Source organism: Croceicoccus marinus (genome assembly GCF_001661675.2).
Classification (GTDB): domain Bacteria; phylum Pseudomonadota; class Alphaproteobacteria; order Sphingomonadales; family Sphingomonadaceae; genus Croceicoccus; species Croceicoccus marinus.
The window spans coordinates 2,203,320-2,228,895 of the sequence record NZ_CP019602.1 but is presented as its reverse complement, the minus strand read 5'-3'; the positions used below and the strand labels follow the sequence as shown (position 1 = coordinate 2,228,895).

Sequence of the window (25,576 nt, the reverse complement as noted above, 5' to 3'; positions counted from 1 at the left end):
GAAAGGCAGGGCGCGGACGCCTATGTTGCACTGCAGCATAAAACGGAGCCAGCCTTGCCACAACCAGTCCATAAACTCGACGTGGCGCTTCAGGGCGGCGGCGCCCATGGCGCCTTCACCTGGGGCGTGCTCGATTTCCTGCTTGAGCAGCCCGACATCGACATCGGCGCCGTCAGCGGCGCAAGCGCGGGTGCGCTGAATGCCGCGGTGCTGGCCTCGGGGTTGGCGCAGGGCGGCCGCGAAATGGCGGGAAAGAAGCTCTGGGCGTTCTGGAAGGCGCTCAACCGATCGGGCCGCGAGGCGGGGCCGCTGCTGCCCATGGCCGAGGCGTTTCCATTTGCCTTCGAGGCGATGAGCGAATGGTGGGGCGCGGTCTTCAAGGACATCTCGCTGCCCACCTCGCCCCAGATGGGGCGGCCCGCGCAGGACATATTGCGCCGCCTGATCGAGGAATTCGTGGACTTCGAGGCGATCCGGTCGGCCGATGCGCCGCTGATCTTCGTGTCGGCCACCAATGCGCGCACCGGCGGCGCGCATATCTTCCGCAACGACGATCTGTCGGTCGATGCGCTGCTTGCCTCGGCCTGCCTTCCGCTGCTGTTTCCGCCGGTCTCGATCAATGGCGCCGATTATTGGGACGGCGGATACAGCGCCAATCCGCCGATCATGCCCTTGGTGCAGGACAGTCCGAACGACGATCTGCTGCTGGTGACGATCAACCCGATCACTCGCGACGCCACGCCGCATACCACCACGGGCATCGCGAATCGCATCACCGAGCTGGGCTTCAACCAGACGCTGGTCAAGGAACTGCGCGGGCTGGACTTGATGCAAAAGGCCGTTCTGCCGCTGGTGCCTTCGGGCGGGCTGCTGGGCAGTCTGCAGCGGCTGCGCATCCACGAGATCCACGACCAGGCGCTGCTGGCGGGCATGGATCCGGATACGAAAATGCTGCCGGTATGGCGCATGCTGATCACGCTGCATTGCGCGGGGCGGCGATCGGCAAAGGATTGGCTGCGCAAGCGGGGGCGCAAGCTGGGGAAAGTCAGCACGGTCGATCTGACCGACCGCTACGGCCCTTCCTGATCGGGCAGCGGGGCAGATAGCGGGCCGCCGGGCCGGGGCCCGGCGCCCCAAGATCGGTCAGGCAGCAGCCTTCACCGTGTCGCGAGCGGCGATCTGCTTCGTCGCCCAGATGGAAGCGACAAAGCTGACGCCGGTGCCGAGCATGGCCATTGCAGTAATCATAGCGGTTCTCCTTCACGTTGGTCTGGTGCCATCTTGCCGCGCAATGATTAAGAATTCGGGACATTCCGGGCGGTGGGGGCAAGTGCCGTCGCTCGCTTGACCGGCGGTGCCGCCAAGGCCACCCATGGGCCATGCAGCAGGCAGCGCATCAGCAGGACGAAACGGCGGCTTTCCTGGCCGACCTGCCCGCCCCGGCGGCGGCGCGCGGCGGAGGCGTCTCGCTCGAATGGCCGGGGCGCGGATCGTGGCTGGAAGGCGGCATGGGAAGCGGACCGGGCCGCAGCCTGTACCGCGATCCGGCAAGCCAGCCCGAAGATGTGGCGCGGCTGCTCGCTCCCAAGCTCCTGACCGGGTTCGAGCGCTGGGATGGTAGCCCCGACCACGCCCCCTGCAGCGAACTGACGCTGCACGACAATCTGCTGATCCAGGGTGAGAACCTGCAGGTGCTGGCGACCTTGCGCCGCCGCTATCGCGGGCGGGTCGCGCTGATCTATATCGATCCGCCCTATAATACGGCCAGCGGCGGTTTTGCCTATCACGACCGGTTCACGCGGGCCGACTGGCTGGGCTTCATGCGCGACCGGCTGCTGTTCGCGCGCGACCTGCTGGCACCCGACGGCAGCATCTATGTGAACATCGACTATAACGAGGCGCATTATCTGAAGGTGCTGATGGACGAGGTGTTCGGCCCGTCCAATTTCCAGCGCGAGATCATCTGGCGCATCGGCTGGCTGTCGGGCTTCAAGACGCGGGCGCGCAATTTCATCCGCAACCATGACACGATCCTGTTTTACAGCCGCGATGCGCAAAGGATGAAGTTCAACAAGGCCTATCTGGGACCCGACGATTTCGCCCCGCGCTTCAAACCGGCCGAGGCGGCCGAGTTGACAGCCATGCTGGAAGGCGAAGGGCTCGCCAGGACAGCGGTGCGCCGCGTGATGAAGGCCGCGCAGACCATCGGCCTGCCTGTCCGCTATCCGGTCGAGGACGTGTGGAACGCCAGCGCCTATGACCGGCTGAATTCGGTCGCGATCACCTCCTATGCGGGAGAGAGCGTGTCGAAGCTGCTGGGCAGTGCGGATGTGAAGGGGCAGAAATCCGAAGCGCTGCTGAAGCGCATCATCGAGGCGTCGAGCGATTCGGGCGACATCGTGCTCGATTTCTTCGCCGGATCGGGCAGCACATGCGCCGCCGCGCACAAGCTCGGCCGCCGCTGGATCGGTATCGAGCAGATGGATTACGCCGGCTCGATCGCGCGCGAGAGGATGAAGCGCGTCATCGCCGGCGACGGCGTGGGCATCTCGCGCCGGGTCGGCTGGCGAGGCGGGGGCAGCTTCGCGTTCTGCCGGCTGGCCGACTGGCGCGAGCGGCTGCTGGCGAAGGCGGACGACACCGAAACGCTGGCGCGGCGCGTGCGCGAACTTGGCTGGCTGCACCACACCGCCGCGGGCGATGCGTGGGACTGGGACGCCTCCGCGGCCCTGCCCGAACGGGCGCGGCGCAATGCGCTTGTCGAGGCGGTCGCGGCCAATCCCATGCCGGTGGCCGCGGAGCGGGCGGACGATCCGTGGCTGGCGCTTCCTGCCGCGGAACGCGCGATCAACGAAGGACTGCAAGCGGCCTGCTGAAAGCCGGGGTGACGGTTTGGCTGCAGGCGCCGGGCAAATGTGACCGCTCGCCGGGGCGCACTTTGCCGCTCGCGCGGGGCGCACTTTGCCGCTCGCGCGGGGCGCACTTTGCCGCTCGCGCGGGGCAGGCCAAAAGATTCTTGAAGCCAAATGCCGGCGAACCCTGTATGGGGCGCGCCAATGGCCGCGATGACGGCTCTTCCATTGCGACTTCCGGCGGTCCCTCATCGGCCCTTCCGCGCACGCAATGCCCCCATTCATTCCGCCTGCCGCCCCAGCGACCGGCCCTGTATTTTTAGGCATTATGACTTTCAACACCCTCCCGCCCCTGCTTGGCGAAGCGCTTGCCGAACGCGGCTATGAAGAACCTACCTCCGTCCAGGCGGCGGTCCTCGCGCCCGATGCGCAAGGCCGCGACCTGATCGTTTCGGCGCAGACAGGTTCGGGCAAGACCGTCGCCTTCGGACTCTCGCTGGCAAGCGAACTGCTTGGCAGCTTCGGCGAACCGGCAGGCGCTCCGCTGGCGCTGGTGATCGCACCGACGCGCGAACTGGCGCTGCAGGTCGGGCGCGAACTGGACTGGCTCTATGCCAAGGCCGGCGCGCGCATCACCACCTGCGTCGGCGGGATGGACCCGTCGAAGGAACGCCGCGCGCTTCAACGCGGCGCGCATGTCGTGGTCGGCACCCCCGGCCGCCTGCGCGACCATCTGGAACGCGGCGCGCTCGACCTCTCGCGACTGAGCGCCGTGGTGCTCGACGAGGCGGACGAGATGCTGGACATGGGCTTCCGCGAGGATCTGGAAGAGATCCTCGACGCGACGCCCGAAGGCCGCCGCACGCTGCTGTTCTCGGCCACCATGCCCTCGCCGATCGTGGCACTGGCCAAGCGCTACCAGCGCGACGCGCTGCGCATCTCGACCGCGGGCGATACGCGCGGACACGGCGATATCGCGTTCAAGGCGGTGACGGTCGCCCCTGCCGAGATCGAGGCGGCGGTGGTCAACCTGCTGCGCCTGCACGAGGCGGAGACCGCGATCCTGTTCTGCGCCACGCGCGACAATGTCCGCCGCCTGCATGCCACCCTGCAGGAGCGGGGTTTCGCAGTCGTCGCCTTGTCGGGCGAACATTCGCAGAGCGAGCGCAACCAGGCGCTGCAGGCACTGCGCGACCGGCGCGCGCGCGTTTGCGTCGCCACCGACGTCGCCGCGCGCGGCATCGACCTGCCGACCCTGTCGCTGGTGGTCCATGTCGAGATCCCGCGCGATGCCGAGACGCTGCAGCACCGTTCGGGCCGCACCGGCCGCGCCGGAAAGAAGGGCACGGCGGTCATCATCGTGCCCTATCCGCGTCGCAGGCGCGTCGAGTCCATGCTGCGCGGCGCCCGGATCGAGGCGGAATGGATGAGCGCTCCGACGCCCGAGGAGATTCGCGCGAACGACCGCGACCGCCTGCTGGCGGCGCTGCTGGAACCGGCGGAATTCGACGAAGAGGATCGCGCGCTGGCCAGCAGGCTGATGGCGGAACGATCGGCAGAGGATATTGCCGCATCGCTGGTGCGCGCGCACCGCGCCGCCATGCCGCAGCCCGAGGACATCACCGAGGATACGCCCGAAGCGCGTAGCGCCGCGCAGAAGGAACGCCATCGCCCCGGCTTCGAGGACACCGTGTGGTTCCGCATGGACATCGGGCGCAGGCAGAACGCCGATCCGCGCTGGATCCTGCCGCTGCTCTGCCGCCGCGGCCACATCACCCGCAACGAGGTGGGGGCGATCCGCATCGGCGGGAACGAGACCCATTTCCAGGTGCCGCGTGCCATCGCCGACCGCTTTGCTGAGGCGGCGTCCCGCACCGCGCAGGACGAAAGCGGCGAGGAAAGCGTGCATATCGAGAAGTCGGATCCTCCGCGCGACGCCGCGCGCGAGAATTCGCGCGGCAAGCCCGGCGGCTTTCAGCGCGAACGCCGCGGCGGCCCGCCGCGCGGCAACAACGCCGGCCCGCCCCGCGCCCATCGCGGCGAACGCGAGGATGGCCCGCCCCGAGGCAAGCCGCGCTTCGACAAGCCGCGCGGCGACAAGCCCCAGGGCGACCGATCCCACACCGGCAAGCCCCACACCGGCAAACCTCGTTCCGATAAGCCGTGGGGCGACAAGCCCCGGGCGGACAAGCCCCGCTCGGACAAACCATGGGGCGGCAAGCCGCATTCGGGCAAGCCGCATCCGGGCAAGGCGAAGCGCCCCCCTGGCCCGCGCAGTTGATCGCGGCGGCGTGACTGGCGGCCGGCCGGTTTCGATTTCGCGCTCGTCCGGCTAGACGGTTGTCAGCAACCATCTGATCGGACGAAAGGCATCGACATGACCGGCACGGGCAAGAGGATCGTCGTAACCGGCGCGGCAGGCGCTTTGGGCGGGGCGGTGATTGCCGCACTGGCCGGGCAGGGTCACGAGACGGTGGGCATCGACATCGGCGACAGCGCGGGCGTTCCCGGCGCTTTCGTCGGCGGCGTCGACCTGACCGACGAGGCGGCGGCGCGGACCGCGTTCGAGCGTATCGCGAGGGAAGGGCCCATCCATGGGCTTGCCAATATCGCTGGCGGCTTCACCTGGGAAACCGTTGCCGATGGCGGGCTGGAAAGCTGGCAGCGGATGTTCGCGATGAATGTCGTGACCGCCTTGAACGCCAGCCGCGCGGCATTGCCCTTTCTGGGATCGGGCGCATCCATCGTGAACATCGGCGCGGCGGCCACGGCCAGGGCCGGCATGGGCATGGGCGCCTATACCGCCAGCAAGTCGGGTGTCGCACGGCTGACCGAATCGCTGGCCGAAGAGGGCAAGGACAGAGGCATCCGCGTCAACGCGGTGCTGCCATCGATCATCGACACACCTGCCAACCGGGCCGACATGGGCGAAGAGGATGCCGACAAATGGGTCAAGGGCGAGGAGCTGGCGGCAGTGATCGCCTTCCTGCTGTCCGATGCGGCCAGCGGCGTGACCGGCGCAAGCGTGCCCGTCACGGGCCGCGTCTGATCCGCCGCTAGTCCAGCTGCTCGAACCTGCCATAGCCGCCGCGGAAGAACAGCAGCGGGCCGCCATCGCGCTCGCTGGTAAGGTTCATCACGCGGCCCAGCACGATCACGTGGTCGCCCGCATCGGTCTCGCTCTCGATCGTGCATTCGATCGTGGCGACGACGCCGTCCAGTACCGGCATGCCATTGTCGGACTGGCGATGGGCGACATCGTGGAACTTGTCTTCCTTGCGGCTGGCGATGCGCTTGCAGAGTTCCAGCTGGTCCTCGCCCAGCACGTTGACGCAGAAATGGCCGCATTCGCGAATCTGCGCCCAGCTGCTGGATCCCGCACCGATATAGAACGCGACCAGCGGCGGTTCGAGCGAAACCGAACCGAAGCTGCCCACGACCATCCCGACGGCCCCTGCCTGCTGATCGAAGGCGGTGACCACGCAGACGCCGGTGGGATAATTGCCCAGTACCGACCTGAAATGGGCGGGGTCGATCTCGACATCGATGTTGTCCGGGTGCTGCGCCATGTCGCTCCTTGTTTATCCAGCCGCGTTCGTCCAGCCGCGGAAGGCGCTTTCCTTGTGGCGCGCCGCGCGATAGTCGCGGGCCATGTCGCATATCATCCGGCCCCAGACAATCGCGCTGACGCTTGCCGTGGCGGCGCTGCTGGCGTTGTTGGCATGGCAGGCCGCCCCGTCGCAAGAGGGGGACAAGCGGGCCGGGCCGATCGTGCTGGCCGCGGCCAGCATGCATGACGCGCTGGAGGACGCCGCCGACGCGTGGGCACGGCAAGGCCATGCGCGGCCAGCGCTGTCCTTTGCCGCTAGTTCCGCCGCTGCCCGCCAGATCGAGGCAGGGGCCCCCGCCGACCTGTTCGTATCGGCCGACGAGGAATGGATGGACGAGCTGGAGGGCCGGGACCTGCTGGTCGAAGGCTCTCGCGCAGTGCTTGCCACCAACCGCCTGGTGCTGATCGCGCCCGCGGGGTCCAACGCCGAAATCGCGCCCGAACCCGGCTTTGCCCTGGCCGAGGCGCTGGAAGGCGGGCGGCTGGCGGTGGCCGAGACCGAAAGCGTGCCGGCGGGGCGCTATGCCAAGGCTGCCCTTGTCGACCTGGGCGTCTGGAACGAAGTGGCGGACCGGCTGGCTCCGGCAGAGAACGTGCGGGCCGCGCTGCAGCTGGTGGCGCGGGGCGCGGCGCCGCTTGGCATTACCTATGCCAGCGATGCGCTGGCGGCACCGGGGGTAAAAGTGTTGGGCGAGTTTCCCGCCGGCAGCCATCCGCCGATCCGCTATCCGCTGGCGCTGGTCGCGGCGGGCGGCCATCCGCAGGCCGGGGCGTTTCGCGGCTTCCTGCTATCGCCCCAAGGCGCGGCCATACTCGCGCGTCACGGCTTCGGAACGGCGGAACGGGATTGAGCATGCTGACCTCTGCCGAATGGGACATCGTGGCGCTGTCGCTCAAGGTCAGCCTGGTCGCGATCGCGGTCACCCTGCCGCTGGCCTTCGCGCTGGCCTGGCTGCTGGCGCGGCGGCGCTTTCCGGGCATGGTGCTGCTCGATGCGCTGGTGCATCTGCCGCTGGTTCTGCCGCCGGTGGTGACCGGCTATCTGCTGCTGCTGGCATTCGGGCCGCAGGGTCCGGTGGGCAGTATCGCGCAGCGGCTGCTGGGCATCGTCTTCTCGTTCCACTGGACCGGGGCCGCGCTGGCGGCGGCGGTCATGGCGCTGCCGCTGATGGTGCGCGCGATAAGGCTGTCCATCGACGCGGTCGATACGCGGCTGGAAAGCGCGGCGCGCACATTGGGTGCGGGTCGGTGGGACGTGTTTCGCCGCATCACCCTGCCGCTTGCCGCGCCGGGGGTCTTCGCGGCGCTAGTGCTGGGCTTCGCGCGGTCGATCGGCGAATTCGGCGCAACAATCACCTTCGCTTCCAACATTCCGGGCGAGACGCGGACCCTGCCGCTGGGCATCTATACCGCGCTGCAGGTGCCGGGTGCCGAAGGCGAAGTCGCGCGCCTTGCGATCATCTCGATCGCGCTGTCGCTGGCGGCGCTGGTCGCATCGGAATGGCTGGTGCGCCGCGGCACCGACGGCAAGGGCAGGCCTGTCCTGTGAACGCGCTAGCCTTCGACATCGACATCGCCGTCGCGCGGCCGGGCCGCCGGATCGAGGTGCGGATCGCGTCCACCGACAGCCTTGTCGCGCTGGTCGGCCCGTCGGGCATGGGCAAGACCAGCGTGCTGGACGCCATTGCCGGGCTGCTGGGCCCCGCGTGCGGTCATATCGAGGTGGGCGGGAAACGGCTGTTCGATGCGGCAGGGCAGGTGGACATGCCGCCCGAACGGCGCGGCGCGGGTTATGTGTTCCAGGACAGCCGGCTGTTTCCTCATCTGTCGGTCGAACAGAACCTGGCTTTCGGAACGCGCTATGCCGATGGCCGCGCCCCGTTCGCCGATCCCGCGGAATGCGCGGAATTGCTGGGCATCGGCCATCTGCTGCATCGCCGCCCCCGCGAATTGTCGGGCGGAGAGATCCGCCGCGCCGCCATCGCCCGCGCCCTGCTGCGCGCGCCGCGCTTCCTGCTGCTGGACGAGCCGACAGCCTCGCTCGACGATGCGCGGCGGCAGGACATATTGCGCATCGTGGAGCAGATCCGCGACCGGTTCGCCCTGCCGATACTGTATGTCAGCCACGACCGGTCCGAAGTCGACCGGCTGGCTGGCGATGTGGTGGAGCTCTAGTCCGAGCCGAAGAGGTCGCGGGTGAAGACCTTGTCTTCCACGTCGGCCAGCTCTTCGGTCATGCGATTGGCGATGATCACGTCGCATTCGCGCTTCAGCATGTCGAGGTCATGGATTACCCGCGAGCCGAAGAAGCGCTCGTCCTCCATCGTCGGCTCGTACACGATGATTTCGATCCCCTTGGCCTTGATCCGCTTCATGATGCCCTGGATCGAGGATTGGCGGAAATTGTCCGATCCCGCCTTCATCACCAGCCGGAACACGCCCACCTTGTGCGGATTGCGCGCGATGATCTGCTCGGCCAGGAAATCCTTGCGCGTGCGATTCGCGTCGACGATCGCGCGGATCAGGTTCTGCGGAACCTCGGAATAATTGGCCAGCAGCTGCTTGGTGTCCTTGGGCAGGCAATAGCCGCCATAGCCGAAGCTGGGGTTGTTGTAGTGCCCGCCGATCCGCGGGTCGAGGCACACGCCGTCGATGATCTGGCGCGTGTCCATGCCGCCCGCGATGGCATAGCTGTCCAGCTCGTTGAAGAAGGCGACGCGCATGGCGAGGAACGTGTTGGCGAACAGCTTGATCGCCTCCGCCTCGTTCAGATCGGTGAACAGCACGTCGATATCCTGCTTCTCCGCCCCCTGCACCAGCAGATCGGCGAAAATACGGGCGCGTTCGGACTGTTCCCCCACGATTATGCGAGAGGGGTGGAGATTGTCCCACAAGGCGCGGCCCTCGCGCAGGAATTCGGGGCTGAAGATCACCTGCCGGGTGCCCAGGCGCCGGCGCACGTCCTCGACGAAGCCGACCGGGATCGTCGACTTGATCACGATGGTCGCCCTGGGGGCGAGTTCGGCCGCGGTGCGGATCACGTCCTCGACCGAAGAGGTGTCGAACTTGTTGGTATCGACATCGTAATTGGTCGGCGTCGCCACCAGCACGTAATCCGCGCCTTCCAGCGCTTCGGCAGCATCGAGCGTCGCGGTCAGGTCCAGATCGCGTGCGGCAAGAAATTTCTCGAGCTCGCTGTCGATGATCGGCGATCGGCGCTCGTTAAGCATGGCGACCCGCTCGGCCGAGATGTCGACGGCGGCCACTTCATTGTGCTGCGCCAGCAGGACCGCGTTGGACAGGCCCACGTAACCGAGCCCAAAAACGGTGATCTTCATTCGGCAATTCTCGCTTGGCATCGATGGCTTGCGCCCCGCGCCGGAAGCCGGGCGGGAAAGGTGGAACGAGGCAGCCTTAGGGGCAAGAAATGCGACAGGCAATCGCCAGCGTCCTGCCATCACCGCGTCAGATTCGGGCGAGTGAACGCTCATTCGCCGCGTGCCATGCAGCCGTCCGGCATGGGGAACGAAGCGCTGCAGGGCCCACGTCGCGGCTAGGCTGGCGGAAAACGCCGCCACCGGAAGGAGCGGGCCATGTCCCTCCAAGGCCATTGCAATGCGCAAGGCCGGTGGTAGCGTCGCGGCGATTCACCATGGGGGACACTCGATATGACCGGTCGGCTTTCTGGCGCAATGATGGCGGCGCTTCTGGCATCCTCGGCCATTCCGGCAGTGGCGGAGACTCCGGACCGCGAGCGGATCGCCGGCACGGTGGAGGCGCAGCATGACGCCAATGTCGCCGCTCTGCGCGACTGGATCGCCCTGCCGACCATCGCCGCCGAAAAACTGAACACGCCCGCTGGCGCCGAATATATGCAGCAGCTGGCGCTGGACGCGGGCTTCCAGCAGGCGAAGATCATCCCAACCGATGGCGTCCCGGCGGTATTCGCCACGCTGGACTCGGGTGCCGATACCACGCTGGGCCTCTATTTCATGTATGACGTCAAGCAGTTCGACCCGGCCGAATGGAACTCGCCGCCGCTGGAAGGCCGGCTGGTGGAGCGCGAGGGCGAGGGGCTGGCCATGGTCGGGCGCGGCGCGGTGAACCAGAAGGGGCCCGAGACGGCCTTCCTGGCCGCGATCAAGGCGATCCAGGCCAGCGGCAGGAAGCTGCCCGTCAACCTGGTGCTGGTCGCCGAGGGGGAGGAGGAAGTCGCCTCGACCCATTTCGACCAGGTGGTGGCGGTGCCCGAAGTGCGCGACGCGCTGGCGAAGAGCATCGGCGTCTTCATCCCCTCTGCCGCGCAGGGCGAGGATGGCAGCGCGACCATCACGCTGGGCGCCAAGGGCGCGGTCGAATTCCAGCTGGTCGTGGGGGGAGAGACGTCGGACAAATACCCACAGACCGACATTCATTCATCGAACCACGCCCGGATCGAAAACCCGGCATGGCGGCTGGTCAAGGCGCTCGACACGCTGGTCGCCGATGACGGGCACACGCCCGCGATCGACGGCTGGTTCGAGAATGTGCGCCCGCTGACCGAGCGGCAGAAGATGCTGATCGCCCAGAACGCCGAACTGAATCCCGAAGCGCAGGAGAAGGAGCGGCTGGGCGTCGGCCGCTGGATCGACGACGAGCCCTATGTCACCAGCCTGGAACGGTTCTATTCGCAGCCCACGGTCAATATCCAGGGGCTGAACGCAGGCTATACCGGGCAGGGCGGCAAGACGGTCCTGCCGGGGCGGGCCGAAGCGAAGCTGGAATTCCGCCTGGTGCCCGCGATGACCAAGGACGAGGCGGTGTCCAAGCTGAAGGCGCATCTGGCGAAGCGCGGCTTCGACGACGTGCAGGTGACGGTGTCGGGCGGCTATGGCCCGAACGAGACCGAGGAGGACAGCACGCTGATCCGCGCGCAGAAGGCCCTGTTCGAGAAGGACGGCGTTCCCTATTCGATCATCCCGCGCAATGCCGGCAGCTGGCCGGGCGTGATCTTCAACGGTCCGCAGCTGAACCTGCCCGCATCGCAATTCGGCCTCAGCCGCGGTGGCGGCGCGCATGCCCCCAACGAATGGTTCCTGATCGAAAGCAGCGATCCCGCGGTCAACGGCTTCGACGAAGCGGTGATGGCCTATGTCGACTATCTCTACGCCGTCGCCGAGGAAGCAGGGCGCAGCGATTGATGCGCCCTGTGGCCCCTGCGTCTAGGCCCTGACCGCCAGCGCGGCATCGCTGGCGAGCTGGTCGGCGCGTTCGTTTTCGGGGTGGCCGTCGTGGCCCTTTACCCAGTGCCAGTCGATCCGGTGCGGGCGCGCCGCGTCGAGCAGCTCGCGCCACAGATCCTCGTTCAGCACGGGCTTCTTCGCGGCGGTCTTCCACCCCTTCTTCTGCCAGCCGAACACCCATTTGGTGATGCCGTCGATCACATATTTGCTGTCGGTGTAAAGCTCGACCTGGCAGGGCCGCTTCAGCGCCTGCAGCGCGCGGATCGCGGCGGTCAGCTCCATGCGGTTGTTGGTGGTGTCGGGGGCCGAACCGGACATTTCCTTCTCGGTCTCGCCTTTGCGCAGGATGGCGCCCCAGCCGCCCGGGCCGGGATTGCCCTTGCAGGCGCCGTCGGTGAAAATCTGTATTTCGGCCATGGTCAGTCCAACGCCCCGAACAGCGCCGCGCCCTGCTGGCGGTAGAATGCGTGGCGGCGCAGGAAGGCGAGCGGGTCCTTCCGCGTCACCATGGCGTCGGCGGGGGTGTTGAGCCAGTCATAGGCGCGGGTCAGCAGGAAGCGCAGGCAGGCGGCCTGCGCCAGTGCGGGCAGGGCGGCGCGTTCCCGCGCGTCCGGCATGCGGACCGAGCCATAGCCGCCGAGCAGCGCATCGCCGATCGCCGGGTTGAAGCGGCGACCGTCGGGCGAAAAGCTCCACGCCGCATGAGTGACCGCGATGTCATAGGCCATCGGCCCGGTGCAGGCGAAATAGAAATCGATCATGCCCGATACGTCGTCGCCGACCAGCAGCACGTTGTCGGGAAACAGATCGGCATGGATCGTCGATACCGGCAGGTCGTCGGGCCAGTCTGCGATGGCGTCGTCCACCAGCGCGGGCACGCCTTCCAGCGCCGGATCGATCTCTCCCCAGCGGCCCGCGCAGTCGCGTACGAAGCCGCGCCACGCGTCCGGCCCCATGCCGTCCTTGCGGAACCCTTCGAATCCCTGTCCCGCCAGATGCACCTGCGCCAGCGCCGCCCCGACTGCATGGGCCTGTGCGGGCGTGGGATCGTCGGCGCTGACGCCGGGCAGGAATTCGATCAGCGCCAGCATCTTCTCGCCCTGCGGCGTGTCGATCGTGCGCGAGGCGGAGCCGCCCGCATCGTGGATCGTGCGCGGCACCGGGCAGCCCGCCGCCGCCAGATGGTCGAGCAGGTCGAGGAAGAACGGCAGGTCGCGCGTATCGGTGCGCTCTTCATAGACGGTCAGTATGAAGCGGCCCGCATCGGGCGTACCGCGCGTTTCCAGCAGCCAGTTGCTGTTCGACACGCCCTCGGCGATGCCCTTGGCGGACACCAGCTCGCCCACGCCGAATTCGGCGACCAGTGCGGCCATGTCCTCGCTGTTGATGCGGGTATAGACAGCCATGTCCGGTGCGTCAGTCGGTCAGCTGGCGGGGCAGCTTAAACACCATCTTTTCCTCGGTCGTGGTGACGACCTGCTCGTCCACCGTGCGAAAGCGCGACAGGCGGTCAATGACTTCGCGCACCAGCACTTCGGGCGCGCTGGCCCCTGCGGTCAGGCCGATCGCGCCGACGCCTTCCAGCCATTCCTCCTGAATGTCATCGCCGCGCTGGATCAGCCGCGCATCGGTGCCCATGCGTTCCGATACCTCGACCAGCCGCAGCGAGTTCGAGGAATTGGACGCACCGATCACCAGCACCAGATCGACCTGCGGCGCCAGCACCTTGACCGCCGCCTGCCGGTTCGAGGTCGCATAGCAGATATCCTCGGCCTTGGGCCCGGCGATCTGCGGGAAGCGCTGCTTCAGCGCATCGATGATGGCATGGGTGTCGTCGACCGACAGCGTCGTCTGCGTCAGGAAAGCCAGCTCGGTATCCGCCGGGAATTCCAGCTTCGCCACGTCCTCCTCGGTCTCGACCAGCGTCATCTCGCCCCTGGGCACCTGGCCGAAGGTGCCGATGACTTCGGGGTGCCCGGCATGGCCGATGAAGATGATGTGGCGCCCCGCCTCGACCTGGCGTTCGGCCTGGCGGTGCACCTTGCTGACCAGCGGGCAGGTCGCGTCGAGATAGTCGAGCCCGCGCTCCTCGGCATGGGCGGGGACCGACTTGGGCACGCCATGCGCGGAAAACACCACCGGCACCCCGTCGGGCACTTCGTCCAGCTCCTCGACGAAGATCGCGCCCTGCGCCTTCAGGCTGTCGACCACATAGCGGTTATGCACGATCTCGTGCCGGACATAGACGGGCGCACCATATTTCTCGAGGCTGCGCTCCACGATTTCGACCGCGCGGTCGACGCCCGCGCAAAAGCCGCGCGGCGCTGCCAGCAGCACCAGCAGGGGAGGGAGAATGTCCGCGGCCTCGGGCGGCGCGCTATCGATGTGCGGGGTGGTCATGCCATGGCCTTTAGCGCCAGCAGGGGGCAGGCGTAAAGCGGCGGTAAAGGTAACGCACCGCACAGGGTCCGCCGGCCATGCTTCGCGCGGCCCCTGTTTGCCCCGGCGCTGTTGGACCAGACCCCGTTGAACCCGGGCTGTCCAACGCGGCGTTGCCCTTGGGCATGGCTGCGGCTAGGGCAGGCAGGATTTTGAACGATGCGGCCCGATCCATGGCCGCCCGATGACAGGCAGAAGGTCTCGCCGCCGATGAACATGAAGTTTCGCTCCGTTCGTACCGCCTTCCTGCTGGGAAGCGCGGCCCTGCTGTCGGCCTGTTCGGGGGAAGGCGACCTGGTGATCCAGGAAGGCGTGGGCGTCACATCGGTTCGCTCGCGCTGCCCGGCGGTGGGGATCCCGGCCTATACCGGCGACATCACCACTTTCAGCCAGCCGGGCGATACGACGCTGGCATCGATGGACGTGGCCGCGACGATCACCAATCTGCGCGTGACCTGCGACGACACGGGCGAGCGGATCTATTCCGAGGCCAGCTTCGACGTGCTGGCGACCCGGCGCGACGCGGGCGCGGCGCGCAGCGTGGAGCTGCCCTATTTCGTGACCGTGCTGCAGGGTGGCAGCACCGTCCAGTCGAAGCGCGTGGGCACCGTGACGGTGAATTTCGCCGCGGGTGCAGAGCGTGCGCAGGCAAGCGCGAAGGCAGGCGCCTTCGTCAATGCCGCCGCCGCGACCCTGCCCGAGGATATTCGCGAGCGTATCACCCGCAGGCGCAAGCCGGGGGATCCCGACGCGGCGCTGGATCCGCTGGCCGATCCCGAGGTGCGTGCCGCGGTAGCGCGCGCGAGCTTCGAGATGCTGGTGGGCTTCCAGCTGAGCGAGGCGCAGCTGGCGTATAACGCCACGCGTTGATCCCGGCGGGTCCGGCGCCAGACGCGACAGGCGAACCGGTCCCAAAAAGAAGACTCCTTCCCACTCGCGCCAATCCCCGCTAGGCGCGCGGCCATGACCGAGCAGACGACCGACCGCACCATCACCATCCACGCCGCCATTTCGGCGGCAGTGGACAAGGCCCTCGACGCGATGGAGGCGGCGGGCGCGCTGCCTGGCGGTCTCGACCGCGCGAATGTCACGGTGGAGCCGCCGCGCGATCCGTCGCACGGCGATCTTGCGACCAATGCCGCCATGGTGCTGGCCAAGCCCGCAAAGACCAATCCGCGCGCCCTGGCCGAGGCGCTTGCCGCCGAGCTGTCGAAGGAAGCCGACATCGCCGCCGCCGAAATCGCGGGCCCCGGCTTCATTAATTTGCGCATCGCGCCCAGCGCATGGGAAGCCGAGCTCGACGCGATCGCCGCGCTGGGGGATGCCTATGGCCGCTCTTCCATGGGCGCGGGGCAGACGGTGAACATCGAATATGTGTCGGCCAATCCGACCGGCCCGATGCACATGGGCCATTGCCGCGGCGCGGTGGTCGGCGATTCGCTGGCGGGCCTGCTGGAATATGCGGGCTTTGCGGTGATCCGCGAATATTACGTCAATGATGCGGGCGCGCAGGTGCAGACGCTCGCCCGGTCGGTGCATCTGCGTTACCGCGAGGCGCTGGGCGAGGATATCGGCACGATTCCGGAGGGGTTCTATCCCGGCGACTATCTGGTCCCGATCGGCAAGGCATTGGCTGCCGAGTTCGGCGACCGGTACAAGGATGCGCCCGAAAGCGAATGGCTGGCGCTGTTCCGCATGCGCGCGGTCGATGCGATGATGGACATGATCCGCGCCGATCTTGCCATGCTGGGCATCCACCACGACCTGTTCTCATCCGAAGCCAAGCTGCAGGCCGAGGGCAAGCCCGAAATCGCCGAGACGTTCCTGCGGCAGAAGGGCCTTGTCTATGACGGCCTGCTGGAAGCACCCAAGGGCAAGACGCCCGACGACTGGGAGCCGGTCGAACTGCCGCTGTTCCGCTCGACCCAGTTCGGCGACGACCAGGACCGGCCGATCAGGAAGTCCGACGGCAACTGGACCTATTTCGGTGCGGACATGGCCTATCACTTCCAGAAGGCGCAGGGCGCGGACGCGCTGATCGACATCTGGGGCGCGGACCATGCGGGCACGGTCAAGCGCATCAAGGCCGCCGTCGCCGCGCTGACCGGCGAGGAGCATGGCCAATCGAAGCCGTTCGACGTCAAGCTGGTGCAGATGGTCCAGCTGCTGCGCGACGGCGAACCGGTGAAGATGTCCAAGCGTTCGGGCAATTTCATCACCATCGCCGACATGGTCGAGGAAGTGGGCAAGGACGTGGTGCGCTTCACCATGCTGACCCGCAAGCCCGAGGCGCAGATGGATTTCGACTTCGCCAAGGTGGTCGAGGCGTCGAAGGACAATCCCGTCTTCTATGTCCAATACGCCCATGCCCGCATCGCATCGGTGCTGCGCAAGGCGGCCGAAGCGGGCCTTTCCGACAAGGCAGAGACCGCGCGCGTGCAGAGCTGGGGCAGCGAAGGCATCCTGCATTCCGACGAGCAGGTGCTGATGAAGCAGGCCGCGCAATTCCCGCGCGTGGTCGAACAGGCCGCGCGCGCGAGAGAGCCGCACCGGATCGCCTTCTTCCTGATGGATCTGGCCGCGGCGTTCCACGCGCTGTGGAACCAGGGCAATGACGATCCGGCGCGGCGCTTTATCGTGGAAGACGACATGGTAAAGACCGGCGTGCGGCTATATCTTGCGAAACAGATCGGGCAGGTTATCCGCAACGGCCTCTCGATTCTGGGGGTCGAGGCAGCGGAGCGACTCTAGGCGATGGTTCCACAGGTCAGCCAGGGCGGTGAGGGCGAGGCGCAGCTCGCGCTCGACGAAGCCGATCTGCGGCTGCCCTGGCTCGAGGCCGCGGACGAGGACGACGACGAGGGGCTGGACTGGTCGCGCGTCGGCCGGTTCGTGGCCTTCTTTGCCGGCTTCGTGCTGCTTGCCGCCCTGGCATTCTGGCTGCTGCGCGACTGGCAACTGGCTCCGCCCGAAGGCGACGGGTCGGTGATCGCTGCGCCCGATGCGCCCTACAAGGTGCGGCCCGAAAATCCCGGCGGCAAGACCTTCGCGGGAACCGGCGACACCAGCTACAAGGTGGGCGAAGGGATCGAGCGCGAGGCGCGCATTGCGCAGAAGCAGCCCGATCCCGAACCGGCCGCCCCCGCTGCCGCAGAGGAACCCGCGCCGGCATCCGAGCCAAGGCCGCAGGTTTTCGGCGTGGGCGTGCAGATCGGTGCCTATTCGACCGAGGCGGCGGCGCAAAAGGGCTGGCAGACGCTGACCCAGCGCTATCAGAGGCTGGGCGATTTCGACCGCCGCATCATCGAGGGGCGCGCCGATATCGGCACCGTGTTCCGCCTGCAGGCCGTGACGGGGAGCACGGCTTCGGCCAATGCGCTGTGTTCCGAACTGAAGGCGAACGGGATCGAGTGCCAGGTGAAGCGCTGATTTGGGGATAAGGGCCGCGGCCCCCGTGCCCCAGCTTGCGCATCCCCGCGATTTCCGCGAATCTGGCGCCCTTATGACCCCCGCGATATTCGGCCTTTCCGGCACCGAGCTGACCGACGACGAACGCGCCTTTTTCCGAGAGGCCGATCCGGCGGGATATATCCTGTTCGGGCGCAATTGCGACAGTCCGGCCCAGATGCGGGCGCTGACAGACGATCTGCGCGCGATCGCGGGGCGGGGCGATCTGCTGATCACGATCGACCAGGAAGGCGGACGCGTGGCGCGGATGAAGCCTCCGGTCTGGCCCCAATATCCGCCGCAGGGCGTGTTCGACCGGCTGTACGATATCGCCCCGATCTCGGCGATAGAAGCGGCGCAGGTGAATGCCGAGGCCATCGGGCTGGACCTGGCCGAAGCGGGCCTCAACTGCGATGCGCTGCCGCTGCTCGACGTGCGGTGCGAGGGGGCGCATGACGTGATCGGCGACCGCGCGCTGGGCCATGATCCGATGCGGGTCGCGGCGCTGGGCCGTGCGGTGCTGGACGGGCTGGAAGCCGCGGGCGTCGCGGGCATCATCAAGCATATCCCCGGCCACGGCCGCGCCTGCGCCGACAGCCACAAGGAAATGCCCGTCGTCACCGCGAGCGAGGCCGCACTCGAACAGGACATCGCCCCGTTCCATGCGCTGCGCGGCGCAGCCATCGGGATGAGCGCGCATGTCACCTTTACCGCATGGGACGCGGACCATCCCGCGACTCAATCCGCCAGGGTCATCGGCGACATCATCCGCGGCCGCATCGGTTTTGGCGGATTGCTGATGAGTGACGACATCGACATGGAAGCGCTGTCCGGATCCATCGCCGAGCGTTCGGTCAAAGCGCTGGAAGCGGGCTGCGACCTCGTTCTCAATTGCTGGGCGAAAATGGCCGACATGGTCGCGACGGTCGAAGCCTGCGGCGACATCACGCCCGATGCCCGCCGCCGCCTCGACGCGGCGATGCAGGGCAAGGATGCGCGGCTGTTCGAGGGCGCCGAGCGGCGCGCCGAATGCATTGCCAAGCGCGATGCCCTGCTGGCGGCGGCAGGGGTTGCGGCGTGACCATCGACGGCTCCGAACCCGGCACATTGTGGGGGGAAGGATCTGGCGGCTGGACAGAGGAAGCGCCCGCGCCCGGCGATGAGAGCGAGCGGCTCTATGTCGAACTCGCGACATGGGAGGGGCCGCTCGACGTGCTGCTCGACCTGGCGCGGCGGCAGAAGGTGGATCTGCGCCGCATCTCGATCCTGGAGCTGACCGACCAGTATCTCGCCTTCATCGACCGCGCGGGAGAGATGCGGCTGGAGCTTGCCGCCGACTATCTGGTGATGGCGGCATGGCTGGCGTTCCTGAAATCCGCGATGCTGCTGCCCAAGGAAGAACAGGAGGACCCCAGCCCCGAGGAGCTGGCGCTGCGCCTGCAGCTCAGGCTTGAACGGCTGGCGGCGATGCGCGATGTCGCCGCGCGGCTGATGGCGCGCGACCGGCTGGGCCGCGACGTCTTCGCGCGCGGCGAGCCCGAAGGGCTGCGCGTGCTGAAGAAGCGTGCCTGGCAATGCGAATGGTACGATCTGGTGCAGGCGTACGGACAGGTAAAGGCCCGGACCGCGCCCGTCGTCCACATGGTGCGCGACCGCGCGGTGATGACACTGGAAAGCGCGCTGTCGCGCGTCTCGTCCATGCTGGGCGTCTCGCTCGACTGGATGGAACTGCGCCAGTTCCTGCCGCCGCATGCCGATCCGCGCCTGCGCAAGTCGGCGCTGGCCAGCAGCTTCGTGGCTGCGCTGGAGCTGGCGAAGCAGGGCAGGGCGGAAATCGCGCAGGAGAAAGTGTTCGGCCCGCTTCGCCTGCGCGCGCTTGGCGGGGGGCGGCCCCGCGAATGACGCAGGACGCTGTCCCCGACGATCTGGTGCGCGCGGTGGAGGCAGTGCTGTTCGCCGCCGAAGCGCCGATGAGCGCGGCGGAGATCGGCGAACATCTGAACGGCGCCGACGTGCGCGACGCGCTGGCGCGGCTGGCGGCGCATTACGACGGGCGCGGGGTCGAACTGGTGAAGCGCGGGCCGCGCTGGCACTTGCAGACCGCGCCCGACCTTGCCCACCTGCTGCGGCGAGAGCGCGAGGAGCCCAAGCGCCTGTCGCGCGCGGCGACCGAATGCCTCGCGATCATCGCCTATCACGAGCCGGTCAGCCGCGCGGAAATCGAATCGATTCGCGGCGTGCAGACCGCCAAGGGCACGCTGGACGTGTTGATGGAGGCGGGCTGGGTCCGCGCTGCGGGTCGCCGCGAGGTTCCGGGACGGCCGGTGATCTATGCCACCACGCCCGAATTCCTGACCCATTTCGGCCTTGCCAATCGCCGCGACCTGCCGGGTCTGGCCGAATTGCGCGCCGCAGGGCTGCTGGAACCGGTGGAAGACGCGCTCGAAAGAGAAATCGCCAGCATTCACGAGAACGCAAAAGAAATGCGTCTAGAGGAGGGCGATACCGAAGCCTCTCTGGATATGGGCGACGAAACCGCCTAAATGAGAAGCGTACTCTCGAATAAGTGAGAATTTCAGATGAATGTTGGACCCTGGCAATTGCTGATCGTCGCCGTCGTGATCCTCGTGCTCTTCGGGCGCGGCCGGATTTCGGAAATGATGGGTGACTTCGGCAAGGGCATCAAAAGCTTCAAGCAGGGCATGAACGAGGAAGCGCGCTCGCCCGAGCGGATCGATCACCATACGCCCGCTCCTACGACGACGACGACGGGCGAGAAGACGGCGACGCCGACCGCCAATGCAACGGGCACCCCGGCCGCGACGGGCGATACCGACAAGAGCAGCTGATCCGCCACGGCGGTTGCTGCGTTAGGACGCTTTCTTCATGTTCGACATCGGCGCGATCGAGCTGCTGATCATCGTGATTGTCGCGGTGGTCGTCATCGGCCCGAAGGATATGCCGCTTGCAATGCGCACGGCGGGACGCTGGATCGGCAAGATCCGGCGCGTTTCGGCGCATTTCCGGTCCGGAATCGACGCCATGGTGCGCGAGGCCGAGCTGGAGGAGATGCAGGCCGAATGGAACAAGCGCAACGCCGAGATCATGGCGAAGCATCCCGAAGCCGTCCGCCCCGCGCATGACGGCGAGGCACCGGCCCTGCCGCAGCCGGCCGCGACCGGGGCGAGCGATACGCCGCCATCGGACGCCGCCGACCCGCAGATGGAACCGTATGATCCGCCCGCTCCCGCCGCTTCGTCGGAACCGGTACCAGCGCCGGCACCCAGCAAGGCGGACCAGTAGAGCGCCATGTTTCGCATTTCCGACCTCGACGAAACCGAATCGCCGCTGCTCGAACATCTGATCGAGCTGCGGAACCGGCTGCTGCGCTGCCTGCTGACCCTGGTGGTGGCGTTCGCGATCTGCCTGCCGTTTTCCGACGACATCTTCGGCATACTGGTCCGTCCGCTGACCCAGGCCTTTCCCGATGGTGAGGGGCGGCTGATCTACACCAAGCTGTACGAGGCGTTCTTCGTCGAACTGAAAGTCGCGGTGTTCGCCGCGTTCTTCATCTCGTTCCCGGTGATCGCCAACCAGCTGTGGCAATTCGTCGCGCCGGGCCTGTATGCGAAGGAGAAGAAGGCGTTCCTGCCCTTCCTGTTCGCCACGCCCATCCTGTTCACCGCCGGGGCGGCGCTTGCCTATTTCGTGGTGATGCCCAATGCCTTCCGCTGGTTCATCGGCTTTCAGGGCGATGCGGGCGGGATGGAGATCCAGGCCCTGCCCGGGACGGGCGATTACCTGGCGCTGGTGATGCAGTTCATCCTGGCCTTCGGGATCAGCTTTCTTCTGCCGGTGCTGCTGCTGCTGCTCAACCGGGCGGGCATCGTCAGCCGTGATGCGCTGACCAAGGCGCGGCGCTATGTGATCGTGGCGATCGTCGCGGTGTCGGCGGTCATCACGCCGCCCGATCCGGGATCGCAGCTTGTGCTGGCGGTGCCGCTGTATCTGCTGTTCGAAGGGTCGCTGGTGCTGATGCGCATTACCGAGCGGCGTCAGGCGCGCGAGGCGAAGAAGGAAGCGGAAGCGGCCGAGCGCAGCAGCGCCGAGGCTTAAGGCCGCCCTGCAGCGTTTGCGTCAATCCGGATGCAGCGGGCCCGATCCCTTCACACGCACAAACGAAAAGGGCGGAGCCATCGACCCCGCCCTTCGAAATTCGTCTTCGACGAAAAGATCAGACGCTGATCGGATCGTCGTCATCGCCGTCGACGGCGATGTAGATGCCGACGCCGACAAGAACCGCTGCGAGAACGGCGAGGATCGGCGAACCGCCACCCATTTCGCTGGTTTCGGTTGCGGGAGCAGCAGCGCGCTGGTCAGCACCGGCTGCAGTGGCGGCGACAGGTGCCGAAACGAGAGCCAGCGCGGTTGCGGCAGTGGCCATCTTGCGGAGGATCATAATTCTATCTCCTTGTTCGCTCAATTCTTCTCGAATCCGAGCGGGCTAACCCGTCCCCGAACCGAATATCGAATCACGATCAGTAGCCATGTCCCCCATGCTACGAATCGATGATACCGGTCGGCACAAGATGTGCCCCTTTCCGGATTTGCATCGTGAAAATACGACTACGCCATCAACTGTCAACGCCGTTAATGGATCCAAGCGCATGTCCGGTATAATTTTTTTGCTTTGCAGCAATGGATTGCCGCATTTGCGCAACAGCTTTTGATAGGCTGCCTGCTAGTCGCCACCGAACACGCGCGCGCCCGCCAGCCAGGTCTCCTCGACTTCGACATTGCGCAGTGCGGATTCGGGGACCATCACCGGATCCGCGCTGACGAACAGGAAGTCGGCCCATTCGCCCGGCGCAAGGCTGCCAAAGCGGCCCTCTGCCTCGCCTGCATAGGCGCCTGCCGCGGTAAAGCCCGCCAGCGCCTGTTCACGGCTGATCCGCTCCTGCGGCATCCAGCCGCCGAAGGGCCGGCCGGCGGCGTCCTGCCGGGTGACGGCGGCGGCGATGCCGGCCCAGACATCGACCGGCTCGACCGGCGAGTCCGATCCGAAGGCCACCGGCGTGCCGTTCTCGATCAGCGAATTCCAGGCATAGGCGCCCAGCAGCCGGTCCGGACCCAGCCGAGCCTCGGCCATCGGCCGGTCCGACGTCTGGTGGATCGGCTGGACCGAGGCGATCGCGTCCAGCCGGGCAAAGCGCGGCAAGTCCACCGGATCGATGACCTGTGCATGCTCGATCCGCCAGCGGCGGTCGCCCTCATAGGTCTCGCGCAGTTCGGCGATGGCATCCAGCACCTCGCGATTGGCGGCGTCGCCGATCGCGTGCACCGCGGGCTGGAATCCGGCCATGGCGGCCCGGCTCATCAAATTGCGCAGCTGCGTGCCGCTTTTCAGCGGCAGGCCGCGCTCGCCCGGTGCATCGGCGTAATCGTCCAGCAGCCAGGCGCCGCGCGATCCCAGCGCACCATCGAGATAGAGCTTCACGCCCCCCAGGTGCAGCCGATCGCCATAAAGCCACGGTGTCGGTTCCGCGCCCGCGATGGTGACCATCTCGTCCAGTCCGGCCGCATAGCCCATCACGCGGATCCGCAGGCGGCCCTTGTCGCCCGCGCGGCGCAGCGCCTGCCAGCCGTCGATCGTGGTGCCCATGTCGGCCACGGCGGTGATGCCATGCGCAAGCAGCAGCTGCTGCGCCTTCTGCAGCGCCAGGTCGCGCTCCTCGGGTCGGGGTTCGGGGACCAGGCTGGCGATCGAATCCATCGCATTGTCGACGAACACCCCTGCCGGAGCGTTTCCGTCGCCGCGCAGGATGCGGCCGCCGTCGGGATCGGCGGTTTCGGCAGTGACGCCAGCCGCCGCGATGGCGGCGCTATTGGCCCAGCCCGCATGCCCGTGGGCGCGCATCATCCACACCGGGCGGTCGCCCACCGCCGCGTCGAGATCGGCGGCGGTCGGAAACCGGCCCAGTCCCCATTTCTCCTGATTCCAGCCGCGCCCGATGATCCAGCTGCGATTGGGATATTGCGCCGCGTAATCGGCGATCTTCGCCTGCGCCTCGGCCAGGGTGGCGGTGTCCGACAGGTCGAGGATCATCGCCGCCAGCCCGGTGTCGATCAGGTGCACATGCGAATCGATGAAGCTGGGGATCAGCACGCGGCCGTCGCCGTCGAGCCTGTAATCGACGTCCTTGGGCAATCTGTCGCGCCGCTGGTAGAGCTTTGCCACCCTGCCGTCGTCGTCGATCAGCATGGCGGCAAAACGTTCGACATCACCGTCGCGGTCGAAGCGCATCCCGTTCACGTTCGCGATCAGCGTATCGGCCGATGCGGGGACGGAATGAGCGGCGGAGAGCAGCATGGCGGCGGAACAGGCGGCGGCCAGCAGGCGGCCGGCGGGCAAATCGGGTGCGGTCATGCCGCCGGGGTCTAAACCGCATTTGCAAGCGGCGCCAGATCCGATAGGGGCTTTCGCCTATGTCCCAGCTTCAGACCGACACCGCCGCGGGCGCGCGTACCGACCTTCCTTTCAATGCCGATGACGTGCGCGCCGCCGCACGGCGCATTGCCGGACAGGTCGTGCGCACCCCGATGCTCAAGTCGCTGACGCTGTCGCAGATTACCGGCGCGGACATCTGGCTGAAGTTCGAAAACCAGCAGTTCACCGCCGCGTACAAGGAACGCGGCGCGCTGAACGCGCTGCTGCAGCTGACGCAGGAACAGCGCGAGCGCGGCGTGATCGCGGCATCGGCGGGCAACCATTCGCAGGGGCTGTCCTATCACGGCACCCGGCTGGGCGTGCCCGTCACCATCGTGATGCCGCGCACCACTCCGACCGTGAAGATCATGCAGACCGAGAGCGTTGGCGGCAAGGTCGTGCTCGAAGGCGAGACTTTCGACGATGCCTCGGCCCATGCCCGCAAGCTTGAGAAGGAGCTGGGCCTGACGTTCGTGCATCCGTTCGACGATCCCTTCGTCGCGGCGGGGCAGGGCACCGTGGGGCTCGAGATGCTGGAGGACCAGCCCGACCTCGACACTCTGGTCGTTCCGATCGGCGGCGGCGGGCTGATTTCGGGCATCGCGACGATCGCGCGCGACATCAACCCCGACATCGGCATCGTGGGCGTGCAGTCGGCGCTCTATCCCTCGATGTTCGCGCGCATCAGGGGCGAGGAGCTTGTCTGCGGCGGCGATACGCTGGCCGAGGGGATCGCGGTGAAGGCACCGGGCGAGATCACTTCGCGCGTGATCGCCGAGCTGGTCGACGACATATTGCTGGTGGACGAGGCGGCGCTGGAGAATGCCGTCTCGCTGCTGCTCCAGATCGAGAAGACGGTGGTCGAAGGCGCGGGCTCCGCCGGGCTGGCCGCGGTGCTGTCGAACCCGGACCAGTTCCGCGGCAAGAAGGTCGGGCTGGTGCTGTGCGGCGGCAATATCGATACGCGGCTGCTGGCCAACGTGCTGCTGCGCGACCTGGCGCGGTCGGGGCGTCTGGCGCGGCTGCGCGTCACGCTGCAGGACCGCCCCGGCGCCTTGTTCCGCGTGATGCATGCGTTCGACGAGCACAACGTCAACATCATCGAAATCTATCACCAGCGCATCTTCACCACGCTGCCGGCCAAGGGCCTGATCACCGATATCGAGTGCGAGGCGCGCGACGGTGCACAGATCGAAGGCCTGATCGCAGACCTTCGGTCCAAGGGCTATCAGGTCAGCACGGTCGAGCTTGCCTGACACGACCTGTTCGATTCGCGCCCCTATTGCGGCGGGTATCGGGCGCGCTATTGGCCGGGGCGGTATCGGGAATGGTCCAATTGGGGCGGGTGTCCGGCGAAAACCGGCTAAATTTCGTCTTTTTTCTCGATTCGTAGTTAACGGTCTTTAATCTTTGGACCGCGGCGGGCATATAGGTCTTACGCGCGGTATGGCTGGCTTTTCCTGGTCGCCGCCTGCCGCGCGGTGCCCATTTCGGCCTTCATCGGCTGGGCAGTCCGGAA

Annotated in this window: 25 protein-coding genes; 18 read left to right on the top strand and 7 right to left on the bottom strand. The window is 67.1% G+C overall.

The window, feature by feature from the left end; genetic code table 11:
• The first annotated feature begins 54 nt into the window (after nucleotides 1-54).
• The 4 genes from A9D14_RS19825 (at nucleotide 55) to A9D14_RS10635 (ending at nucleotide 5,901) form a co-directional block, all read left to right on the top strand.
• A complete protein-coding gene (locus A9D14_RS19825) occupies nucleotides 55-1,086 on the top strand; it encodes a patatin-like phospholipase family protein (RefSeq protein ID WP_066846196.1) in 1,032 nt (343 codons plus the stop codon).
• A gap of 293 nt (nucleotides 1,087-1,379) precedes the next feature.
• On the top strand, nucleotides 1,380-2,876 hold the full coding sequence (locus tag A9D14_RS10645) for a site-specific DNA-methyltransferase (RefSeq protein ID WP_066846193.1): 1,497 nt from the start codon (nucleotides 1,380-1,382) through the stop codon (nucleotides 2,874-2,876).
• Nucleotides 2,877-3,180: 304 nt separating this feature from the next.
• Nucleotides 3,181-5,133 (top strand): DEAD/DEAH box helicase, encoded by a 1,953-nt coding sequence (locus tag A9D14_RS10640; protein ID WP_083987858.1) that lies wholly within the window; start codon nucleotides 3,181-3,183, stop codon nucleotides 5,131-5,133.
• A gap of 96 nt (nucleotides 5,134-5,229) precedes the next feature.
• Nucleotides 5,230-5,901, top strand: a complete 672-nt coding sequence (locus A9D14_RS10635; RefSeq protein ID WP_066846190.1) for an SDR family oxidoreductase — start codon at nucleotides 5,230-5,232, stop codon at nucleotides 5,899-5,901.
• Nucleotides 5,902-5,908: 7 nt separating this feature from the next.
• On the opposite strand, the gene A9D14_RS10630 is transcribed toward A9D14_RS10635, so the two are convergent.
• On the bottom strand, nucleotides 5,909-6,421 hold the full coding sequence (locus A9D14_RS10630) for a flavin reductase family protein (RefSeq protein WP_066846188.1): 513 nt from the start codon (nucleotides 6,419-6,421) through the stop codon (nucleotides 5,909-5,911).
• An 82-nt stretch (nucleotides 6,422-6,503) separates the two neighbouring features.
• On the opposite strand from A9D14_RS10630, the gene modA reads away from it, so the two are divergent.
• Genes modA through A9D14_RS10615 form a run of 3 tightly spaced genes read left to right on the top strand, consistent with a single transcriptional unit; the run spans nucleotide 6,504 to nucleotide 8,637 of the window.
• Entirely contained in the window at nucleotides 6,504-7,313 is an 810-nt protein-coding gene (gene modA, locus A9D14_RS10625) for a molybdate ABC transporter substrate-binding protein (protein ID WP_066846177.1), read from the top strand.
• A gap of 2 nt (nucleotides 7,314-7,315) precedes the next feature.
• Nucleotides 7,316-8,011: a molybdate ABC transporter permease subunit gene (gene modB, locus A9D14_RS10620; RefSeq protein ID WP_066846173.1), complete on the top strand. Its 696-nt coding sequence runs from the start codon at nucleotides 7,316-7,318 to the stop codon at nucleotides 8,009-8,011.
• On the top strand, nucleotides 8,008-8,637 hold the full coding sequence (locus tag A9D14_RS10615; protein WP_232468500.1) for an ATP-binding cassette domain-containing protein: 630 nt from the start codon (nucleotides 8,008-8,010) through the stop codon (nucleotides 8,635-8,637). The genes modB and A9D14_RS10615 overlap by 4 nt, the downstream gene beginning before the upstream one ends.
• Here A9D14_RS10615 and A9D14_RS10610 read toward each other — a convergent pair.
• Nucleotides 8,634-9,800, bottom strand: a complete 1,167-nt coding sequence (locus tag A9D14_RS10610; RefSeq protein ID WP_066846165.1) for a nucleotide sugar dehydrogenase — start codon at nucleotides 9,798-9,800, stop codon at nucleotides 8,634-8,636. The genes A9D14_RS10615 and A9D14_RS10610 overlap by 4 nt on opposite strands.
• Before the next feature lie 330 nt (nucleotides 9,801-10,130).
• Here A9D14_RS10610 and A9D14_RS10605 point away from each other — a divergent pair, with 330 nt between their 5' ends.
• A complete protein-coding gene (locus A9D14_RS10605; protein ID WP_066846163.1) occupies nucleotides 10,131-11,642 on the top strand; it encodes a M20/M25/M40 family metallo-hydrolase in 1,512 nt (503 codons plus the stop codon).
• A 21-nt stretch (nucleotides 11,643-11,663) separates the two neighbouring features.
• Here the strand turns inward: A9D14_RS10605 and rnhA are convergent, their stop codons facing one another.
• The 3 genes from rnhA to ispH are packed head-to-tail and all read right to left on the bottom strand — an operon-like array spanning nucleotide 11,664 to nucleotide 14,084.
• Entirely contained in the window at nucleotides 11,664-12,101 is a 438-nt protein-coding gene (rnhA, locus tag A9D14_RS10600) for a ribonuclease HI (protein ID WP_066846160.1), read from the bottom strand.
• A 2-nt stretch (nucleotides 12,102-12,103) separates the two neighbouring features.
• Entirely contained in the window at nucleotides 12,104-13,090 is a 987-nt protein-coding gene (locus A9D14_RS10595) for a homoserine kinase (RefSeq protein WP_066846157.1), read from the bottom strand.
• 10 nt (nucleotides 13,091-13,100) lie between these two features.
• Nucleotides 13,101-14,084: a 4-hydroxy-3-methylbut-2-enyl diphosphate reductase gene (ispH, locus tag A9D14_RS10590; RefSeq protein ID WP_066846154.1), complete on the bottom strand. Its 984-nt coding sequence runs from the start codon at nucleotides 14,082-14,084 to the stop codon at nucleotides 13,101-13,103.
• A gap of 255 nt (nucleotides 14,085-14,339) precedes the next feature.
• Between ispH and A9D14_RS10585 the strand changes: the two genes are divergently transcribed.
• From A9D14_RS10585 to tatC, 9 genes are all read left to right on the top strand, one after another.
• A complete protein-coding gene (locus A9D14_RS10585; RefSeq protein WP_066848913.1) occupies nucleotides 14,340-14,993 on the top strand; it encodes a hypothetical protein in 654 nt (217 codons plus the stop codon).
• A 93-nt stretch (nucleotides 14,994-15,086) separates the two neighbouring features.
• A complete protein-coding gene (argS, locus tag A9D14_RS10580; protein WP_066846151.1) occupies nucleotides 15,087-16,874 on the top strand; it encodes an arginine--tRNA ligase in 1,788 nt (595 codons plus the stop codon).
• Nucleotides 16,875-16,877: 3 nt separating this feature from the next.
• Nucleotides 16,878-17,552, top strand: a complete 675-nt coding sequence (locus tag A9D14_RS10575; RefSeq protein WP_083987857.1) for an SPOR domain-containing protein — start codon at nucleotides 16,878-16,880, stop codon at nucleotides 17,550-17,552.
• 73 nt (nucleotides 17,553-17,625) lie between these two features.
• Nucleotides 17,626-18,651 (top strand): beta-N-acetylhexosaminidase, encoded by a 1,026-nt coding sequence (gene nagZ / locus A9D14_RS10570; protein ID WP_066848909.1) that lies wholly within the window; start codon nucleotides 17,626-17,628, stop codon nucleotides 18,649-18,651.
• Nucleotides 18,648-19,472 carry a segregation and condensation protein A gene (locus A9D14_RS10565; RefSeq protein WP_415877334.1) on the top strand — a complete coding sequence of 275 codons (825 nt, stop codon included), beginning with the start codon at nucleotides 18,648-18,650 and terminating at the stop codon, nucleotides 19,470-19,472. Before nagZ ends, A9D14_RS10565 begins: the two co-directional genes overlap by 4 nt.
• The gene (scpB, locus tag A9D14_RS10560; protein ID WP_066846148.1) at nucleotides 19,469-20,113 is read left to right on the top strand and encodes an SMC-Scp complex subunit ScpB; all 645 of its coding nucleotides are present in this window, start codon (nucleotides 19,469-19,471) and stop codon (nucleotides 20,111-20,113) included. The genes A9D14_RS10565 and scpB overlap by 4 nt, the downstream gene beginning before the upstream one ends.
• 36 nt (nucleotides 20,114-20,149) lie before the next feature.
• Nucleotides 20,150-20,419, top strand: coding sequence for a twin-arginine translocase TatA/TatE family subunit (gene tatA / locus A9D14_RS10555; protein WP_066846147.1), 270 nt, complete (start codon nucleotides 20,150-20,152; stop codon nucleotides 20,417-20,419).
• A 37-nt stretch (nucleotides 20,420-20,456) separates the two neighbouring features.
• Nucleotides 20,457-20,873: a Sec-independent protein translocase protein TatB gene (gene tatB, locus A9D14_RS10550; RefSeq protein ID WP_083987855.1), complete on the top strand. Its 417-nt coding sequence runs from the start codon at nucleotides 20,457-20,459 to the stop codon at nucleotides 20,871-20,873.
• Between the two features lie 6 nt (nucleotides 20,874-20,879).
• Nucleotides 20,880-21,686 carry a twin-arginine translocase subunit TatC gene (gene tatC, locus A9D14_RS10545; RefSeq protein WP_066846145.1) on the top strand — a complete coding sequence of 269 codons (807 nt, stop codon included), beginning with the start codon at nucleotides 20,880-20,882 and terminating at the stop codon, nucleotides 21,684-21,686.
• Nucleotides 21,687-21,804: 118 nt separating this feature from the next.
• Here tatC and A9D14_RS10540 read toward each other — a convergent pair whose 3' ends face one another.
• A complete protein-coding gene (locus A9D14_RS10540) occupies nucleotides 21,805-22,029 on the bottom strand; it encodes a hypothetical protein (RefSeq protein WP_066846138.1) in 225 nt (74 codons plus the stop codon).
• A gap of 282 nt (nucleotides 22,030-22,311) precedes the next feature.
• A complete protein-coding gene (locus tag A9D14_RS10535; RefSeq protein WP_083987854.1) occupies nucleotides 22,312-23,997 on the bottom strand; it encodes an amidohydrolase in 1,686 nt (561 codons plus the stop codon).
• A 59-nt stretch (nucleotides 23,998-24,056) separates the two neighbouring features.
• Here A9D14_RS10535 and A9D14_RS10530 point away from each other — a divergent pair, with 59 nt between their 5' ends.
• Nucleotides 24,057-25,313 carry a threonine ammonia-lyase gene (locus A9D14_RS10530; protein ID WP_066846134.1) on the top strand — a complete coding sequence of 419 codons (1,257 nt, stop codon included), beginning with the start codon at nucleotides 24,057-24,059 and terminating at the stop codon, nucleotides 25,311-25,313.
• The last annotated feature ends 263 nt before the right edge of the window (nucleotides 25,314-25,576 follow it).